The 18243-nt window shown below is 52.3% G+C and carries 17 protein-coding genes and 1 riboswitch; of the genes, 9 read left to right on the top strand and 8 right to left on the bottom strand.

Going from position 1 to position 18243, the window contains the following annotated elements; genetic code table 11:
• Positions 1-13: 13 nt before the first annotated feature.
• From Q9J79_RS05220 to pilM, 4 genes are read right to left on the bottom strand one after another with little or no spacing between them, the layout of a single operon-like run.
• Positions 14-559, bottom strand: coding sequence for a pilus assembly protein PilP (locus Q9J79_RS05220; protein ID WP_107819764.1), 546 nt, complete (start codon positions 557-559; stop codon positions 14-16).
• A gap of 17 nt (positions 560-576) precedes the next feature.
• Entirely contained in the window at positions 577-1239 is a 663-nt protein-coding gene (locus Q9J79_RS05215) for a type IV pilus inner membrane component PilO (protein ID WP_301911700.1), read from the bottom strand.
• Positions 1240-1839 (bottom strand): PilN domain-containing protein, encoded by a 600-nt coding sequence (locus Q9J79_RS05210; RefSeq protein WP_301911699.1) that lies wholly within the window; start codon positions 1837-1839, stop codon positions 1240-1242.
• Positions 1840-1841: 2 nt separating this feature from the next.
• Positions 1842-2957 (bottom strand): type IV pilus biogenesis protein PilM, encoded by a 1116-nt coding sequence (pilM, locus tag Q9J79_RS05205; RefSeq protein WP_301911698.1) that lies wholly within the window; start codon positions 2955-2957, stop codon positions 1842-1844.
• Positions 2958-3107: 150 nt separating this feature from the next.
• On the opposite strand from pilM, the gene Q9J79_RS05200 reads away from it, so the two are divergent.
• Positions 3108-5504: a penicillin-binding protein 1A gene (locus tag Q9J79_RS05200; protein ID WP_301911697.1), complete on the top strand. Its 2397-nt coding sequence runs from the start codon at positions 3108-3110 to the stop codon at positions 5502-5504.
• A gap of 119 nt (positions 5505-5623) precedes the next feature.
• On the opposite strand, the gene yihA is transcribed toward Q9J79_RS05200, so the two are convergent.
• Positions 5624-6253, bottom strand: coding sequence for a ribosome biogenesis GTP-binding protein YihA/YsxC (gene yihA / locus Q9J79_RS05195; RefSeq protein WP_301667542.1), 630 nt, complete (start codon positions 6251-6253; stop codon positions 5624-5626).
• Between the two features lie 205 nt (positions 6254-6458).
• Here yihA and Q9J79_RS05190 point away from each other — a divergent pair, with 205 nt between their 5' ends.
• From Q9J79_RS05190 to tsaD, 4 genes are all read left to right on the top strand, one after another.
• Entirely contained in the window at positions 6459-7082 is a 624-nt protein-coding gene (locus Q9J79_RS05190) for a c-type cytochrome (protein ID WP_107819770.1), read from the top strand.
• Positions 7083-7358: 276 nt separating this feature from the next.
• On the top strand, positions 7359-9311 hold the full coding sequence (locus tag Q9J79_RS05185) for a cytochrome c biogenesis protein ResB (protein WP_301911751.1): 1953 nt from the start codon (positions 7359-7361) through the stop codon (positions 9309-9311).
• Positions 9304-10491 (top strand): c-type cytochrome biogenesis protein CcsB, encoded by a 1188-nt coding sequence (ccsB, locus tag Q9J79_RS05180; protein ID WP_301911696.1) that lies wholly within the window; start codon positions 9304-9306, stop codon positions 10489-10491. The genes Q9J79_RS05185 and ccsB overlap by 8 nt, the downstream gene beginning before the upstream one ends.
• Positions 10492-10608: 117 nt before the next feature.
• Complete coding sequence (gene tsaD / locus Q9J79_RS05175) at positions 10609-11673, top strand: tRNA (adenosine(37)-N6)-threonylcarbamoyltransferase complex transferase subunit TsaD (RefSeq protein WP_301911695.1); 1065 nt, start codon at positions 10609-10611, stop codon at positions 11671-11673.
• Between the two features lie 43 nt (positions 11674-11716).
• Here tsaD and Q9J79_RS05170 read toward each other — a convergent pair whose 3' ends face one another.
• Positions 11717-12568, bottom strand: a complete 852-nt coding sequence (locus Q9J79_RS05170) for a lysophospholipid acyltransferase family protein (RefSeq protein ID WP_439652297.1) — start codon at positions 12566-12568, stop codon at positions 11717-11719.
• Positions 12569-12665: 97 nt separating this feature from the next.
• Positions 12666-12774, top strand: a riboswitch (SAM-I-IV-variant riboswitch).
• 174 nt (positions 12775-12948) lie between these two features.
• On the opposite strand from Q9J79_RS05170, the gene metK reads away from it, so the two are divergent.
• Entirely contained in the window at positions 12949-14118 is a 1170-nt protein-coding gene (gene metK, locus Q9J79_RS05165; RefSeq protein WP_301911691.1) for a methionine adenosyltransferase, read from the top strand.
• A gap of 91 nt (positions 14119-14209) precedes the next feature.
• On the opposite strand, the gene Q9J79_RS05160 is transcribed toward metK, so the two are convergent.
• Positions 14210-14656: an Rrf2 family transcriptional regulator gene (locus tag Q9J79_RS05160; protein ID WP_118996999.1), complete on the bottom strand. Its 447-nt coding sequence runs from the start codon at positions 14654-14656 to the stop codon at positions 14210-14212.
• 173 nt (positions 14657-14829) lie between these two features.
• Here Q9J79_RS05160 and Q9J79_RS05155 point away from each other — a divergent pair, with 173 nt between their 5' ends.
• Both Q9J79_RS05155 and Q9J79_RS05150 read left to right on the top strand, forming a co-directional pair.
• Positions 14830-15219, top strand: a complete 390-nt coding sequence (locus Q9J79_RS05155) for a hemerythrin domain-containing protein (protein WP_301911689.1) — start codon at positions 14830-14832, stop codon at positions 15217-15219.
• 28 nt (positions 15220-15247) lie between these two features.
• Positions 15248-16405 carry an NnrS family protein gene (locus Q9J79_RS05150; RefSeq protein ID WP_301911688.1) on the top strand — a complete coding sequence of 386 codons (1158 nt, stop codon included), beginning with the start codon at positions 15248-15250 and terminating at the stop codon, positions 16403-16405.
• Positions 16406-16468: 63 nt separating this feature from the next.
• Here Q9J79_RS05150 and Q9J79_RS05145 read toward each other — a convergent pair whose 3' ends face one another.
• A complete protein-coding gene (locus Q9J79_RS05145; RefSeq protein ID WP_301911687.1) occupies positions 16469-17341 on the bottom strand; it encodes a prephenate dehydrogenase in 873 nt (290 codons plus the stop codon).
• An 83-nt stretch (positions 17342-17424) separates the two neighbouring features.
• Between Q9J79_RS05145 and Q9J79_RS05140 the strand changes: the two genes are divergently transcribed.
• Positions 17425-18237: a carbon-nitrogen hydrolase family protein gene (locus Q9J79_RS05140; RefSeq protein WP_301911685.1), complete on the top strand. Its 813-nt coding sequence runs from the start codon at positions 17425-17427 to the stop codon at positions 18235-18237.
• The last annotated feature ends 6 nt before the right edge of the window (positions 18238-18243 follow it).

Genomic DNA, 18243 nt, shown 5'->3' with positions numbered 1-18243 from the left:
ATTAATCCCCTTCTTAATTTTGTTCTGCGGCGGGTGCTGCCGCTTGTTCGGTGTTTTTGTCGGAAGCGTTCAGAGGCAGTTCCGCCCTGCGGGAAACCCAGTTGCCCGTACCGTCTTCGATTAATTCGTTCAAAACGATGCTGTCGTCGGTAATGCTTTGGATTTTACCGTAATTTTGCCCCAAATAGTTGCCGATGCCGACTGTGTAGACATAACCGTCGGCTTCAACGAAGCCGGATACTTTCTGACCGGACTTCACAATGCCGACATAGCGTATGTTTTCCAGGCTGAATTTTTCCAGCGTTTCTTTAATACGCTTGGTGTCGGGGGCGTTACCCCCTTTTTTGGCGGCTTCCATTCGGTGGAAATCGAAAGCGTTGGGTCCTGTCGTCTGAGGGGGGCTGTATACCGGTGCGACCGGCAGGGTCGGTGCTTGGAAAGGTATGATTCCTGCTTTGGCTTCCTGCTGTGTCTGAGCCATCCACCCGTTCAGGTCTTCAGCATCTTGGGAACAGGCGGATAGGGCGGCAAGGCTGATGAATAAGGCGTAATATTTCATGGTTTCCCTAACATAAGTTATTTTTGTTCGGCATTTTGTGCCGCTTCTGCAGCCTGCTGTTGTGCGGCAAGTTCTTCTATGGATTTTGCCTTATAGGTAGTGGCAATGGCACTGAGGTTCAGGATGTTGCTTTTGCCGTCCGCCCCCCCTCCGTTTTCGGCGGATTGGGTGATTTTGAGCGATTCAAGGGTAATAATCCGCGAAAGGCTACCAACATCGCGCGTGAACTGGCTGATTTGATTGTAGTTTCCGGTAATGGAAATGGAATAGGGCAGCCTTTGTATCGGGCCGTCGTCAACAGGCGGCTGCGGTATGACGCTGTCCAAGCGCAGACCGTTGCTTGAGCCTGCCTGATGAAGCTCTTGAACCAGATTGGGAATTTCGGAATCGGTCGGAAGCTGTTTCAGCATAATGTTGAAGGCGGATCGGATGGCGGCAAGCTCTTCTTTCAGGTTGTCCAAACTGGCCGCGTCGATACTTTTCTGTTTGTAGGTGTTTTTCAGTTCGGTTTCTTTTGCTTCATATTCCTCAAGGGATTCCATCTGGCTTTTGAACAATCCGGCATAACCGCCGCCCAGTATGGCGGCAACGACCAGCAGGGCGATAAAAAGCCTGGCAGGAAGGTTGAGCAGGTGAAGGTTGTTGAGATCCAAGTTGGTTTTAGATGATTTAGAAGCCATTCAGTTTGCCTCCTGTGCGTTTCCCGAAACCGGATTCTCTTTGGATTCGGCTGCCTTTACGATAGGTTGTAATGTTGCCTGAAGGGTAAATTCTTGATACGAATTGTTTTTCTTGATGCTTAACAATTCGGGTTGCTTGAATATGCCGGTATTGGGCATCGCCCTCATCATGGCGGCAACGCGGTTGTCGCTGGATGTCCTGCCGTTGAGCCGGTAAGAGTCGGCGGTAACGGCATCCAGCGAGGTCAGGTAGGTGCTTTCGGGGACGGCCTCATTCAGGCTGTCGAGGATTTTTGCGGCTTGGAGGCGTTTGAGCTGGAGCTCCTCGATTTTGTTTTTCTTAATCAGGAAGGCATCTTTTTCCTGTTTGAGCTTTTGTATTTCCGACAGCTCGGTATCCAAGTGTGCGATGGAGGTTTCCAGCAGCGTGTTTCTTTCCGACTGGTTATTGATCATATTGTCGATAAACAGGTAGGTTGCCGCAACGGCGGCAACGCCCGTCAGCACGGCACCGTACATCAGCGTTTTAAACTGCTGCTGTTTGCGCTTGTTCATCTCTTCCCTGTAGGGGAGGAGGTTGATTTTGATCAAATTGTTCATAATTATAATCCCCGTACCGCCAAACCGAACGCCCTGGTCAGTGTCGGCGCATCAAGTTCGAATTGTTGTTCGTCTGTTTTGAGGTTGTCCGCAAAATAACGCGCGGGATGGACGCATTGTACATCCGCATTGGTTTGAGAGGCGACGGTTTGGGCGATGCCTTCCTGGCGCACCGCCTCCCCCGTCAGCAGGATATGCTTGATGTCGGTCATATCGTCTGCGGTTTGCGTGGTGTAATAAAACTGCAAGACCCTTTGTATTTCTTGGGTAATCTGCTGGTTGAAATGGTCTGCCACGCTTTCTTGGTAATCGGAAGGTTTTTGCGGGGAGTTGATGATTTCTTCCGCTTTTTCTTCTGTTACCTGATAGGTGCGCTGGATGAGTTGGTTGAGCTGTTCTTCGCTGACGGATGTTTCCTGTTTGTATAGGATTTTTCCGTCTTGGATGACCAAGGCGTAGGTTTGTGCGGCATATACGCCGAAAATGGCGACTTTTTCGGCCGCAAGCTCGGGGGCGAAACGGTTTATCCACAGCGCGTAGGCGTTGTATTGTCCGAAAATGTCCACATCAAGCGCGGATAATTTCATACCGGCGGCGTTGAATGCGTCAATTAGGGGTTCGATTTCATCCTTTCTCGATGCGACGGCCAAAACAGCTTCGCCGGCGGCCGATTGGGACAAAACCTGATAGTCGTAATTGGCTTCTTCGAGCGATATCGAGCTGACTTCGGAGATGGAGGACTCCACGAACTCCTGCAGATCCAATTCCGCATCTTTGGCCGTGTAGGTCAATTGTTCGATGGTTGTCAGATTTTGTGGGACGGATGCGATGATGTTTTTGCACGAAGCACCCAGTTCGGCATAGGCTTGTTGCAAATATGTAACAAGTTGATCGTAATTTTGAACTTTGTTGCCTTGGACAATATTTTTCGGCAGTTTGACAATAATGTATTTTTCCAATTGGATTTGGTTTAAACTATGTCCTGACAATTGGACCATTTTGATGGAATGTTGGTCGATGTCGACGCCGATTGCCGTGCGGTTATTGAGCCCTGAGGATTTCTTTTGGGGCTTGGCATCTGTTTTTTTAGGGTTTTTCAAGCTGTTAAACAAGCGCATGATGAAGTTCCTACTTTATTTGTACAGTGAGTAACCGTTTCGGTATCCGTAATGGATTTCTTGTTTTTTACACGTTGAAACTGTGCTTTGTAGAAATCGGCTGCTATTTTACTTTATTTAATACCGATAATGGTAAATTATCATTCAGCTATGATTAAAAAGATTATAACTACCTGTTTTGGTTTGGTTTTGGGATTATGTGTATTTGGAGTGGGGCTGGTTGCCATTGCTATTTTGGTAACGTATCCGAAACTGCCGTCTTTGGATTCTTTGCAGCATTACCAGCCTAAAATGCCGTTGACTATTTATTCGGCGGATGGAGAAGTCATCGGTATGTATGGGGAGCAGCGGCGCGAATTTACAAAAATCGGCGATTTCCCCGGGGTGTTGCGGAATGCGGTTATCGCCGCCGAGGACAAACGCTTTTACCGGCATTGGGGGGTGGATGTTTGGGGTGTTGCCCGCGCTGCCGTCGGCAATGTCGTGTCCGGCAGCGTGCAGTCGGGTGCGAGTACGATTACACAGCAGGTGGCGAAAAATTTTTATTTGAGCAGTGAAAAAACGTTCACACGTAAATTCAATGAGGCGTTGCTTGCCTATAAAATCGAGCAGTCTTTAAGCAAAGACAAAATTCTCGAGTTGTATTTCAATCAGATTTACCTCGGTCAGCGCGCCTATGGTTTTGCATCTGCCGCGCAAATCTATTTCAATAAGAATGTCCAAGATTTGACTTTGGCGGAAGCCGCCATGCTTGCGGGACTGCCCAAGGCTCCGTCTGCCTATAATCCGATTGTTAATCCGGAACGTGCCAAGTTGCGCCAGAAGTATATTTTGAACAATATGCTCGAGGAGAAGATGATTACCGTGCAACAGCGCGATCAGGCGTTGAATGAGGAGCTGCATTACGAGCGGTTTGTTCAGAAAATCGATCAGAGTGCTTTATATGTGGCGGAGATGGTGCGTCAGGAACTGTATGAGAAATACGGTGAAGATGCTTATATGCAGGGTTTTAAGGTTTATACCACGGTCCGCACCGATCATCAGAAGGTGGCAACCGAAGCATTGCGCAAGGCTCTGCGGAATTTCGATCGCGGCAGCAGCTACCGCGGTGCGGAAAACTATATCGATTTGAGTAAGAGTGAGGATGTCGAGGAGACTGTCAGCCAGTATCTGTCGGGACTCTATACCGTCGATAAAATGGTTCCCGCCGTTGTGTTGGATGTTACCAAAAAGAAAAATGTCGTCATACAGCTGCCCGGCGGCAGGCGGGTTACGCTTGACAGGCGTGCCTTGGGTTTTGCGGCCCGCGCGGTCGATAATGAGAAAATGGGGGAGGACCGTATCCGCAGGGGCGCGGTCATCCGTGTCAAAAACAATGGCGGGCGTTGGGCGGTGGTTCAAGAGCCGTTGCTGCAGGGGGCTTTGGTTTCGCTGGATGCAAAAACCGGAGCTGTGCGTGCGCTGGTCGGCGGTTATGATTTTCACAGCAAAACATTCAACCGTGCCGTTCAGGCAATGCGGCAGCCGGGTTCGACCTTTAAGCCGTTTGTCTATTCGGCGGCATTATCTAAGGGTATGACCGCGTCCACAATGGTTAACGATGCGCCAATTTCCCTGCCGGGGAAAGGGCCGAACGGTTCGGTTTGGACACCTAAAAATTCAGACGGCAGATATTCGGGATATATCACTTTAAGGCAGGCTCTGACGGCTTCCAAAAATATGGTTTCCATCCGTATTTTGATGTCTATCGGTGTCGGTTACGCGCAACAGTATATCCGGCGTTTCGGCTTCAAACCGTCCGAGCTGCCTGTCAGCCTGTCTATGGCTTTAGGTACGGGCGAGACGACACCGTTGAGGATAGCGGAGGCATATAGCGTATTTGCGAACGGCGGATATAGGGTTTCTTCGCACGTGATCGATAAGATTTATGACAGAGACGGCAGGTTGCGTGCCCAAATGCAACCTTTGGTGGCCGGGCAAAATGCGCCTCAGGCAATCGATCCGCGCAATGCCTATATTATGTATAAGATTATGCAGGATGTGGTCCGTGTCGGTACGGCAAGGGGGGCAGCTGCGTTGGGAAGAACGGATATTGCCGGTAAAACGGGTACGACCAATGACAATAAGGATGCGTGGTTTGTCGGGTTTAACCCTGATGTGGTTACTGCCGTATATATCGGCTTCGACAAACCTAAGAGTATGGGGCGTGCCGGCTACGGCGGTACGATTGCGGTGCCGGTTTGGGTGGACTATATGCGTTTTGCGTTGAAAGGAAAGCAGGGCAAAGGGATGAAAATGCCTGAGGGTGTGGTCAGCAGCAATGGCGAATACTATATGAAAGAACGTATGGTAACCGATCCAGGCTTGATGCTGGACAACAGCGGTATTGCGCCGCAACCTTCCCGACGGGCAAGAGAAGATGATGAAGCGGTAGTAGAAAAAGAACAGCAGGGAAGGTCTGACGAAACGCGTCAGGATGTACAGGAAACGCCGGCGCTTCCGAGCAATACGGATTCCAAACAGCAGCAGTTGGATTCTCTGTTTTAAAGACTCCGCGAAATGCCGTCTGAAAAGTCTTTCAGACGGCATTTTAGATTTGGCAGTGGCAATTTTTTAAATGTTTGCGGTCGGTCAAGTGGGGGAAATACGGTTTCCGTATAATGGGTTCAGTCTTCCTCTGGAGAGGAAGCGGTGGCATCTGCTGCGTCAAACCAGCTTCCGACAGTTCGGTTGACTTCGTCAATACCTTGTTTTTTCAGGCTGGAAAACAGCTGTACGCTGATGTTTTGCCTGTCGGAATAAGGTTTGAGCAGTTTTTTGACTTGGGACAGGGTTTTTATCTGTTCGCTTTTGGATAATTTGTCGGCTTTTGACAGCAGGATGTGAACCGGCCGGCCTGTGGTGTGGAAAAAGTCCAGCATACGGATGTCGAGTTCTTTTAAAGGATGGCGGGCATCCATAATCAGAATCAGACCGATAAGCTGTTTCCGATGGCGGAGGTAGTCGCCGAGCAGATTGACCCAATGTGCGCGTACCGCTTCGGGGACTTGGGCATAACCGTAGCCGGGCAAATCGACCATAAAATTGCCGTTTTGCAGCTCGAAAAAGTTGATATGCTGCGTCCGTCCCGGTGTTTTTGAAACGTAGGCAAGACGGACATGGTTGGTCAGGGTATTGATGGCACTGGATTTTCCGGCATTGCTCCTGCCGACAAAGGCAATTTCGAGCGATGTGTCCGGCAGGTCTTTGAGATGGTTTACCGTCGTGAAGAATTTGGCGTTTTGAAAAAGGTTCATGGGCATATCCTTGTTTTCTGCCGCCGTTTGACCGACAGCAAAAATATGCGGTTGGTTTTATGTGAAACACAGTAGTAATTTAATGTAAATTTAGTATAGAATATCACGTTTGCAGAATCATCGGTTTTAATCGGGTCAAAAATCCCGTATTTGAATATAAAAAGAGCATTGTTGCGTTATCCAATGCTGTAATCAGGAGCACTCCATGAAACGATTGACTTTATTGGCCTTTGTTTTGGCTGCCGGTGCGGTTTCCGCATCTCCCAAAGCGGACGTGGAAAAAGGCAAACAGGTTGCCGCAACGGTTTGTGCGGCTTGCCATGCAGCAGACGGTAACAGCGGCATTGCGATGTATCCGCGTTTGGCGGCACAGCATACTGCTTACATCTATCATCAAACCATCGGCATCCGTGACGGCAAACGCACCCACGGTTCGGCAGCCGTGATGAAGCCGATGGTAATGAATTTGAGCGATCAGGATATTTTGAACGTATCCGCGTTCTATGCCAAACAACAGCCGAAATCGGGTGAGACGAATCCGAAAGAAAATCCCGAATTGGGTGCGAAAATCTATCGCGGCGGTTTGAGCGATAAAAAATTGCCGGCGTGTATGTCCTGCCACGGTCCGAGCGGTGCGGGTATGCCGGGCGGCGGAAGCGAGATTCAGGCTTATCCGCGTTTGGGCGGCCAGCATCAGGCATATATTGTCGAACAGATGAATGCCTACAAGTCCGGTCAGCGCAAAAATGCCATTATGGCGGATATTGCAAACCGTATGTCTGAAGAAGATTTGAAAGCGGTTGCCAACTTTATCCAAGGTTTGCGTTAATTCCGCAATAGTCTGTTTTAGAGGCCGTCTGAAAAGTTTTCAGACGGCTTCAGACAATTCTGAGATAAGTTTTTTCAATCGCAACCGTTGGAATCGATGCAGGCTGTCTTCATTGTCTTGAAATAAAAAGCATCAAGACAGTAGAATCGGGGCGTTGTTTTCTGTTTGCCCAATTCTGCTTTCCCATATTCCTGATGGCGGAATAAACACACAATGAGTAAATCCCGTATATCTCCCCCACTTCTTTCCCGTCCGTGGTTCGCTTTTTTCAGCTCCATGCGCTTTGCGGTCGCCTTGCTCAGTCTGCTGGGTATTGCATCGGTTATCGGTACGGTGTTGCAGCAGAACCAGCCGCAGACGGATTATTTGGTCAAATTCGGACCGTTTTGGGTGCAGATTTTTGGTTTTCTGGGACTGTATGATGTCTATGCTTCGGCATGGTTCGTTGTCATTATGCTCTTTTTGGTCATCTCGACCAGTTTGTGCCTGATTCGCAATGTGCCGCCGTTCTGGCGCGAAATGAAGTCCTTTCGGGAAAAGGTTAAAGAAAAATCTCTGGCGGCGATGCGCTACTCTTCGCTGTTGGATGTAAAAATTGCCCCCGAAGTTGCCCAACGTTATTTGGAGGTGCAGGGTTTTCAGGGAAAAACCATTAACCGTGAAGACGGTTCGGTTTTGATTGCCGCTAAAAAAGGCACGATGAACAAATGGGGCTATATCTTTGCCCATGTTGCTTTGATTGTCATTTGCCTGGGCGGGCTGATAGACAGTAACCTGCTGTTGAAGCTGGGTATGCTGACCGGTCGGATTGTTCCGGACAATCAGGCGGTTTATGCCAAGGATTTCAAGCCCGAAAGTATTTTGGGTGCGTCCAATCTCTCATTTAGGGGCAACGTCAATATTTCCGAGGGGCAAAGTGCGGATGTGGTTTTCCTGAATGCCGACAACGGGATGTTGGTTCAGGACTTGCCTTTTGAAGTCAAACTGAAAAAATTCCATATCGATTTTTACAATACGGGTATGCCGCGCGATTTTGCCAGTGATATTGAAGTAACGGACAAGGCAACCGGTGAGAAACTCGAGCGGACCATCCGCGTGAACCATCCTTTGACCTTGCACGGCATCACGATTTATCAGGCGAGTTTTGCCGACGGCGGTTCGGATTTGACATTCAAGGCGTGGAATTTGGGTGATGCTTCGCGCGAGCCTGTCGTGTTGAAGGCAACCTCCATGCGGCAGTTCCCGTTGGAAATCGGCAGGCATAAATACCGCCTTGAGTTCGATCAGTTCACTTCTATGAATGTGGAGGACATGAGCGAGGGTGCGGAACGGGAAAAAAGCCTGAAATCCACGCTGAACGATGTCCGCGCCGTTACTCAGGAAGGTAAGAAATACACCAATATCGGCCCTTCCATCGTGTACCGCATCCGTGATGCGGCAGGGCAGGCGGTCGAATATAAAAACTATATGCTGCCGATTTTGCAGGACAAAGATTATTTTTGGCTGACCGGCACGCGCAGCGGCTTGCAGCAGCAATACCGCTGGCTGCGTATTCCTTTGGACAAGCAGTTGAAAGCGGACACCTTTATGGCGTTGCGCGAGTTTCTGAAAGACGGGAAGGGGCGCAAACGTCTGGTTGCCGACGCAACCAAAGACGCACCTGCCGAAATCCGCGAACAATTCATGCTGGCGGCGGAAAACACGCTGAACATCTTTGCACAAAAAGGCTATTTGGGATTGGACGAATTTATTACGTCCAATATCCCGAAAGAGCAGCAGGATAAGATGCAGGGCTATTTCTACGAAATGCTTTACGGCGTGATGAACGCCGCTTTGGATGAAACCATCCGCCGATACGGCTTGCCCGAATGGCAGCAGGATGAAGCGCGGAACCGTTTCCTGCTGCACAGTATGGATGCCTATACGGGGCTGACGGAATATCCCGCGCCTATGCTGCTCCAGCTTGACGGGTTTTCGGAAGTTCGTTCCTCAGGTTTGCAGATGACCCGTTCCCCAGGTGCGCTTTTGGTCTATCTCGGCTCGGTATTGTTGGTTTTGGGTACGGTATTTATGTTTTATGTGCGCGAAAAACGGGCGTGGGTATTGTTTTCAGACGGCAAAATCCGTTTTGCCATGTCTTCGGCCCGCAGCGAACGGGATTTGCAGAAGGAATTTCCAAAACACGTCGAGAGTCTGCAACGGCTCGGCAAGGACTTGAATCATGACTGAACACTATAAAACCCTTCCAGAACACGAGCTGCTGATTCAGAAGTCTTTGATCCGCAATCTGAATCTTTGGGATTGGGTGTTTGCCGCGCTGGTTTTTTCGGGTACGGTTTTCGTACAGACCCGTTCCGGTATGCATATGGATATTTACGAAACGGTCATGTTGTGGGCGAGTGCCGGTATTGCCGTGTTTTTGGGTTGGTTTTTCAAACCGATGCGCTGGTTTGTTCCTTTAAGCGTATTGCTTGCCTATGCCGCCGTCGATCTGTATGGCGGCAACATCAAATCGGCAGAGATTTTCCTGTTGCGGTATTTCCTCAGCAGCCAATCGGCGATTATGTGGCAGTGCGCCTTTGTCTTTTTCGCCCTGTTTGCCTATATTGCGGGAGCGGTTTTGGCAAGCGTAAAAAATGTGCCGACCAACACGCTGTTGGGTATGGGAACCGTGTTTGCATGGGTGTCTGCCGTAGCAGGCTTTACCGGTCTGCTGGTACGTTGGCACGAAAGCTATCTGCTCCGTCCCGATGCGGGGCATATTCCGGTTTCCAACCTTTATGAAGTGTTCATTCTGTTTTTGGTCATTACCGCGCTGATGTATCTGTATTACGAGGGTAAATTTGCCGTGCAGAAATTGGGCGGCTTCGTGTTCGGCTTTATGGCGGTCGTGGTTGGATTTGTCTTGTGGTACAGCGTGTCGCGTGAGGCGCATACCATCCAGCCGCTGATTCCCGCGCTCCAGTCCTGGTGGATGAAAATCCACGTTCCGGCAAACTTTATCGGTTACGGCGCGTTTTGCATTTCCGCGATGCTGGGCATTGCCGAGCTGTTTTCCCTGCGTGCGGAAGAGAAGGGTGGGAAATCGTGGCTGCCGCCGTCGGCATTGATCGACGAGGTGATGTATAAGGCGATTGCCGTCGGCTTTCTGTTCTTTACCATTGCGACCATTTTGGGCGCGTTGTGGGCGGCGGACGCTTGGGGACGCTATTGGAGCTGGGACCCGAAAGAGACGTGGGCGTTCATCGTCTGGCTCAATTACGCCGTTTGGCTGCACTTGCGGCTGGTGGCAGGCTGGCGCGGCAAAGTGCTGGCGTGGTGGGCGATTATCGGTTTGTTCGTAACCGCATTTGCCTTTATCGGCGTGAATATGTTTTTGAGCGGGCTGCATTCTTACGGAACGCTTTGATACGGTGCGACGATGCCGTCTGAAGGGCTTCAGACGGCATGTTCCGTTTTGTGGGGATACGGTAGTCGTGCCGAAATCCGCTAGAATACGTTTTTCAGTTTTTAACGGCATCAGACCATGTTGGTATTAGGAATCGAATCTTCTTGCGACGAAACAGGCGTTGCGCTGTACGACACCGAACGCGGATTGCGGGCGCACTGCCTGCACACTCAAATGGCAATGCACGCGGAATACGGCGGGGTTGTGCCGGAGCTGGCAAGCCGCGACCATATCCGCCGCCTTGTTCCGTTGACTGAAGGCTGTTTGGCGCAGGCGGGCGCATCGTATGGCGACATTGACGCGGTTGCCTTTACGCAGGGGCCCGGTTTGGGCGGCGCGCTGCTGGCGGGTTCGAGTTACGCCAACGCGCTGGCTTTGGCATTGGACAAGCCCGTCATCCCTGTCCATCATTTGGAAGGGCATCTGCTGTCGCCGCTGCTGGCGGATGAAAAGCCCGAATTTCCCTTTGTTGCGCTGCTGGTTTCGGGCGGGCATACGCAGATTATGGCGGTCAGGGGCATAGGTGACTACGAGCTTTTGGGCGAGAGCGTCGATGATGCGGCAGGCGAGGCATTCGACAAAACGGCGAAACTGCTGGGCTTGCCGTATCCGGGCGGTGCGAAACTGTCGGAACTTGCGGAATCGGGTAGACCCGAAGCGTTTGTTTTTCCACGCCCGATGATTCATTCCGACGATTTGCAGATGAGTTTTTCAGGTTTGAAAACCGCCGTATTGACCGCCGTCGAGAAAGTGCGCGCGGAAAACGGAGCGGATGACATTCCTGAGCAGACACGCAACGACATCTGCCGTGCGTTTCAAGATGCGGTGGTAGATGTGTTGGAGGCAAAAGTGAAAAAAGCCCTGTTGCAGACAGGGTTCAGAACCGTAGTGGTCGCCGGCGGGGTCGGTGCAAACCGCAAACTCCGCGAAACTTTCGGCAACATGACGGTGCAAATCCCGACCCCCAAAGGCAAGCCGAAACATCCGTCCGAAAAAGTCAGCGTGTTTTTCCCGCCGATGCCATACTGCACGGACAACGGTGCCATGATTGCCTTTGCAGGTGCAATGCATTTGAAAACGGGTAGGGAGGCCGGCGCATTCAATGTACGCCCGCGCTGGCCGTTGTCCGAAATCGTCAAATGACAAAATGCCGTCTGAAATTGTTCAGACGGCATTTTTATTTTTGTTACGGTGCTTTATAGCGGTTGTACATAAACAGATACTGGGTAGGAAAGCGGCGTATCCAATATTCGGTATTGCGGTTGAATACGGCGGCATCATGGGTTTTGTTGCCAGTCAATTCTCCTTGAAGGGGGCTGATGTGTAAGGCAAAACCCTGCCCGTCAGGCAGGCGTTCACTGCAAAAAAACAGCGTACTTACGCCTTTGACGTTTGCCAGTTTTGCCGCCAGCGTCATGGTATAGGCAGGTTTGCCGAAGAAATCCACCCATACGCCTTCCCCGCCTTCTTGAGGGGAGGGGACATGGTCGGGCAGGACGATGGTTGCTTCGCCCGAACGCAGGGCTTTGATGATTTGTTTGACCCCTTGTATGCTGGTAGGCGCGGTTTTTCCTTTGCCGCGAACCCTGCCTGCTTGCATGATTTTGTCTATCGCTTTGATTTTCGGCGGTTTGTACATGGCGGTTAAGGGGAATGGCAGCCGTTGGCTGATATATCGCCCCCCTAAGTCGTAGCTGCCGATGTGCGGCGTGATGAACAGTAGCCCTTCGCCCTTGTCCAAAGCCTGCTGCACGTGTTCCCAGCCGTGTACCGCTTTGAACATTGTTTCTATGTCTTCCGGTTTTTTGAAAAATGCGGGGGCAAGTTCCAAACCGCCTTTTGCCGTTTCCGCACAAACGGCTTTGACCGTTTTTGGGTCGGGATTCATGCCTGCCTGACGCATATTGGCAATAATGCGTTCCCGGTCTTCTTTGCGCAGGTAAAACGCCAGATGTCCGAGGAAAACACCTAATTTGTGCAGAAAGGGCAGGGGCAGCAGGGAAAAGGATTTGAGCAGGGCGGTCAACAGGATGTGCATGGCGGTTCGCAAAGGGGGAAACATCCCGAATTGTAAACGAAACATGCCGTCTGAAAAAGGGAAGTATTGCGGCGGAAAGGCTTTTCTGCTACCATCCGCGCTGCATTAAGAGTTGGGAATTCCATGCCAACCTGCTTTTCAAAAGGAAAAGTAAGGTGGACGGTTGAAAAGCCGATGTGGCCGCAAAGGCAATCCAAACCCGCTTGATGCGGGAATTTTTTTGCCTGTACGAAACGTGCAACAGGATTCCGAAACAGCAGACAAGTGCGAATGTTTCTCACTTGTATGGAGAAAAAGCGGAGTTTTTGTTATGATTTCCGCTGTCCGAAATAAAAGGCCGTCTGAAAACACAGCAGCCTGTTTTTAATGAAAGAATAGCAATGAGCGAATATCTGTTTACTTCCGAATCGGTATCCGAAGGCCATCCGGATAAAGTTGCCGACCAAGTATCCGATGCGATTTTGGATGCCATCTTGGCGCAAGACCCCAAAGCGCGTGTCGCGGCGGAAACTTTGGTCAACACAGGCTTGTGCGTATTGGCGGGCGAAATCACCACCACCGCCCAAGTGGACTACATCAAAGTCGCACGCGAAACCATCAAACGCATCGGTTACAACTCCTCCGAGCTGGGCTTTGACGCCAACGGCTGCGCAGTCGGCGTGTACTACGACCAACAATCCCCCGACATCGCCCAAGGCGTGAACGAAGGCGAAGGCATCGACTTGAACCAAGGTGCGGGCGACCAAGGCTTGATGTTCGGCTATGCCTGCGACGAAACCCCTACCCTGATGCCGTTTGCCATCTATTACAGCCACCGCCTGATGCAACGTCAAAGCGAATTGCGCAAAGACGGCCGCCTGCCTTGGCTGCGCCCTGACGCCAAAGCCCAACTGACCGTGGTTTACGACAGCGAAACCGGTAAGGTAAAACGCATTGATACCGTCGTCCTCTCTACGCAACACGACCCGGAAATCGGTTATGAAGAGTTGAAGAACGCCGTCATCGAGCAGATTATCAAGCCCGTCCTGCCGTCTGAACTACTGACCGCCGAAACCAAATACCTGATCAACCCGACCGGTCGCTTCGTCATCGGCGGCCCGCAAGGCGACTGCGGTTTGACCGGCCGTAAAATCATCGTCGATACCTACGGCGGCGCGGCTCCGCACGGCGGCGGCGCATTCTCCGGCAAAGACCCGTCCAAAGTGGACCGTTCCGCCGCCTACGCCTGCCGTTATGTGGCGAAAAACATCGTAGCCGCCGGTTTGGCGACCCAATGTCAGATTCAGGTTTCCTACGCCATCGGCGTTGCCGAACCGACTTCGATTTCCATCGACACTTTCGGCACAGGCAAAATCAGCGAAGAAAAACTGATTGCCTTAGTTCGCGAACATTTCGACCTGCGCCCCAAAGGCATCGTCCAAATGCTCGACCTCTTGCGCCCGATTTACGGAAAATCCGCCGCTTACGGACATTTCGGCCGCGAAGAACCTGAGTTCACTTGGGAAAGCACCGACAAAGCAGCCGCATTGAAAGCAGCCGCGGGGCTGTAATTTGGTCTGAATAAAGAAATGCCGTCTGAAACCGAACTGCCTCCGGAGGCGGTTTGTGTTTCAGACGGCATTTTTGCAGCCTTTTGCAGCCTTAATGTTGCGTTACAATCGGAATTCTCGGTTCGTAAAGCAGGTCATAAGTCGGTTTGTTGAGCAGGTCTTGCAGCGTAAAACCGTCCAGATACGTGAAAAACGACTTCATTGCACCGCCGAGTATGCCTGTCAGACGACAGGATGGTGTAATCAGGCATTCGTTGTTCTCGCCCATGCACTCGACCAGCTGCATCGGTTCGAGGTGGCGGACGACCGCGCCGATATTGATGCGTTCGGGCGGCGCGGCCAGCCTCAGCCCGCCGCCTTTCCCGCGTACGCTGTGCAAGAACCCGCCTTTGACCAGCGCGGTAACGACCTTCATCAGATGGCTTTTGGAAATGCCGTAGGTCGAGGCGATGGTAGCGATGTTGACCAGCGCGTCGTCGTTGACGGCGGTGTAGATGAGGACGCGCAGCCCGTAGTCGGTATGTTGGGTCAGATACATGATTTTCTCGGTATGGATCGTTATTCTTATCGGTACGGTTTAAGTTTCACGGAAAATACCTTAATGGTTGAAACCCTGTCCGTCGGGGCGGTAGAATGCAGCCTGTCTGCGGCGGTATGCCGTCTGAAACATCCGCGCTACCGTTTGATAATTTGTTATTGTAACTCAAAATCATGAAACCGTTGAAACGACATCCCGCCCTTATCGGGCTTTCGCGCGACCACCACCATTCGCTTTCCCTGTGCGTGCGGCTGCTGCGTACGCCGGAAGAAGGGCATCGGGACGAACTCGAACCGCATTTTGCCGAACTGGAAATCCATTTTCGCGAAGAAGAAGCCAAGTTTGCCCCGATTTGGCAGAATGTCGCCCCCGAATTGAAACAACGTTTCGAGAAAGACCACGCCAAACTGCGGCAGATGATGGCGCAACCCGAATACGGGAGCAAAATATGGAACACGGATTTTGCCGTTACGCTCCGCGATCACGCGCGCTTTGAAGAACGCGAACTGTTTCCTGCCGCCGAACCGTTTTTGCCGTCCGAGCCCGTCGGTTCGGAGGGCTGAATATATTAACGACAAATAAGGAACACGAATGAGCGCATTTACCAAGCACCCCGTCTGGGCAATGGCGTTCCGCCCGTTTTATTCGCTGGCGGCACTGTACGGCGCATTGTCCGTATTGCTGTGGGGTTTCGGCTACACGGGAACGCACGAGCTGTCCGGTTTCTATTGGCACGCGCATGAGATGATTTGGGGTTATGCCGGTCTCGTCATCATCGCCTTCCTGCTGACCGCCGTCGCCACTTGGACGGGGCAGCCGCCTACGAGGGGCGGCGTTCTGGTCGGGTTGACCGCCTTTTGGTTGGCTGCGCGGATTGCCGTCTTTATCCCGGGTTGGGGTGCGGCGGCAAGCGGCATACTCGGTACGCTGTTTTTCTGGTACGGCGCGGTGTGCATGGCTTTGCCCGTTATCCGTTCGCAGAATCAACGCAATTATGTTGCCGTGTTCGCGCTGTTCGTCTTGGGCGGTACGCACGCGGCGTTCCACGTCCAGTTGCACAACGGCAATTTCGAGGGGCTGTTGGGCGGTTTGCAGTCGGGGCTGATTATGGTGTCGGGCTTTATCGGTCTGATCGGGATGCGGATTATTTCGTTTTTTACGTCCAAACGTTTGAACGTGCCGCAGATTCCCAGTCCGAAATGGGTGGCGCAGGCTTCGCTGTGGCTGCCTATGTTGACCGCCATGCTGATGGCGCACGGCGCGCTACCTTGGCTGTCTGCCGTTTTCGCGTTTGCGGCAGGTGTGATTTTTACCGTACAGGTGTACCGCTGGTGGTATAAACCCGTATTGAAAGAGCCGATGCTGTGGATTCTGTTTGCCGGTTATCTGTTTACCGGATTGGGGCTGATTGCGGTCGGCGCGTCTTATTTCAAACCCGCTTTCCTCAATTTGGGCGTGCACCTGATCGGCGTGGGCGGTATCGGTGTGTTGACTTTGGGCATGATGGCGCGTACCGCGCTCGGTCATACGGGCAATCCCATTTATCCGCCGCCTAAATCCGTTCCGGTCGCATTTTGGCTGATGATGGCGGCAACTGCCGTCCGCATGGTTGCCGTATTTTCTTCCGGTACCGCCTATACGCACAGTATACGCACGTCGTCGGTTTTGTTTGCCCTCGCGCTTTTGGTGTATGCGTGGAAGTATATTCCTTGGCTGATCCGTCCGCGTTCCGACGGCAGGCCCGGTTGAGTAAAACCGCCGCAGATTCTCGGTCTGCGGCGGTTTCGGTTTGGGCGCGATGCCGTCTGAACATCAATTCTCATCAGACCAGCTGTCGCGCGTGGCTTTGGCTTCTTCAAAATAGCGGTACAGGGAGGGGCGGTCCCGGTTAAGCAGGATGGTTTCCAAAGTGTCCAACTGCCTGCCCAAGCCCCGAATTAGCTCCAACAGGTTGTCCCTGTTGGCAAGGCAGATGTCCGCCCACACGGCAGGGTGGCCGGAAGCGATGCGGGTAAAGTCCTCAAAGCCCGTGGCGGCAAATTTCAGATACGCCTTTCCGTCGGGGTGGTCGAAAAGCTGGTGGACATAGGCGAAGGCGGCAAGGTGGGGCATATGGGAGACGGCGGCAAAAACCGCATCGTGTTTTTGCGCGTCCATCGTATAAATTTCGGCTCCGACGGCGCGCCACAGGTTTTCTATCAATGCGATGCCGTCTGAATCTTCGCCGCCGTGGGGCGTGATGATGAGTTTTCTATTTTGGAACAGCCCGTACTGCGCCGCATCTGCCCCGCTTTTGTCGGAGCCGGCAATCGGGTGCGCGGCGATGCAGCGGTGAATGCTGTCGGGCAGGCAGCGTCGGAAAGCCTCGATAACGGAGATTTTGGTGCTGCCGACATCGGAAATCCAAGTGTGTTCCGGCAAAACGGGGCGCAGCGCGGTCAAAATGGCGGGAACGGTGGCGACGGGCGTGGCAATCAGCACCAAATCCGCACCGCCGATGCTGTTTTTATCGATGGCAACGGAAGCGCGGTCAATCACGCCGCGTTCCAGCGCGCGTTGCAGGTTGTCGCGGTCGGTGTCGATACCGGTAACGGTGCGGACGAGTCCCTGCCTTTTGAGGTCGAGAACGAACGAACCGCCGATCAGCCCTACACCGATGAGGGCAATATGGTTCAAAATGGGCATTTGTGTAAAGATTTTCGTCAACTGCCGTTATGGTAGCGTATCGGCGGAATATGCCGCAAGGTCGGCAGGAAAAAGGAGAAGAAATGGACAAAATCAGAGTTGCCGCCGTACAGATGGTTTCAGGATTGTCGCCGCAAAAAAATATCGAAACGATGGGGCGTTTGGTCAAACAAGCGGCGCAGTGCGGTGCGGATTGGGTGCTGTTGCCCGAATATTGGGTGCTGATGGGCGCAAACGATACCGACAAACTTGCGCTTGCCGAGCCTTTGGGCGGCGGGCGTTTTCAGACGGCATTGAGTGAAACGGCGAAAGAATGCGGCGTGGTGCTGTTCGGCGGAACCGTGCCGCTGCAAAGCCGCGAGGCGGGCAAAGTGATGAATACGCTGTTGGTGTACGGACAGGACGGCGTAAGGACGGGTCTGTACCACAAAATGCACCTCTTCGGCTTTTCCGGTTTGGGCGAACGCTATGCCGAAGCCGATACCATCCGCGCGGGCGGGGATGTGCCGCATCTGTCGGCGGACGGCGTGTCTGTGGCGGCAGGTATTTGTTACGATGTCCGCTTTCCCGAATTTTTCCGCCGCCAACTGCCGTTTGACGTATTGATGCTTCCGGCGGCATTTACCCACACGACGGGCAAGGCGCATTGGGAGTTGCTGCTGCGCGCGCGTGCGGTGGAGAACCAATGTTATGTTGTCGCGGCGGCGCAGGGCGGATTGCACGAAAACGGCAGGCGCACATTCGGACACAGTATGATTGTCGATCCGTGGGGCGACGTATTGGACGTATTGCCCGAAGGCGAAGGCATCGTTACGGCAGACATCGATGCCAACCGCCTGAACAGCGTCCGCAGCCGCCTGCCCGCTCTGAAACACCGGGTTTTGGATGCCGTCTGAAGCGTT

This window comes from Neisseria viridiae (assembly GCF_962747995.1).
GTDB classification, from domain to species: Bacteria; Pseudomonadota; Gammaproteobacteria; order Burkholderiales; family Neisseriaceae; genus Neisseria; species Neisseria viridiae.
Note: the sequence above shows the minus strand (reverse complement) of the source record. Positions and strands in the feature narration are given on the sequence as shown.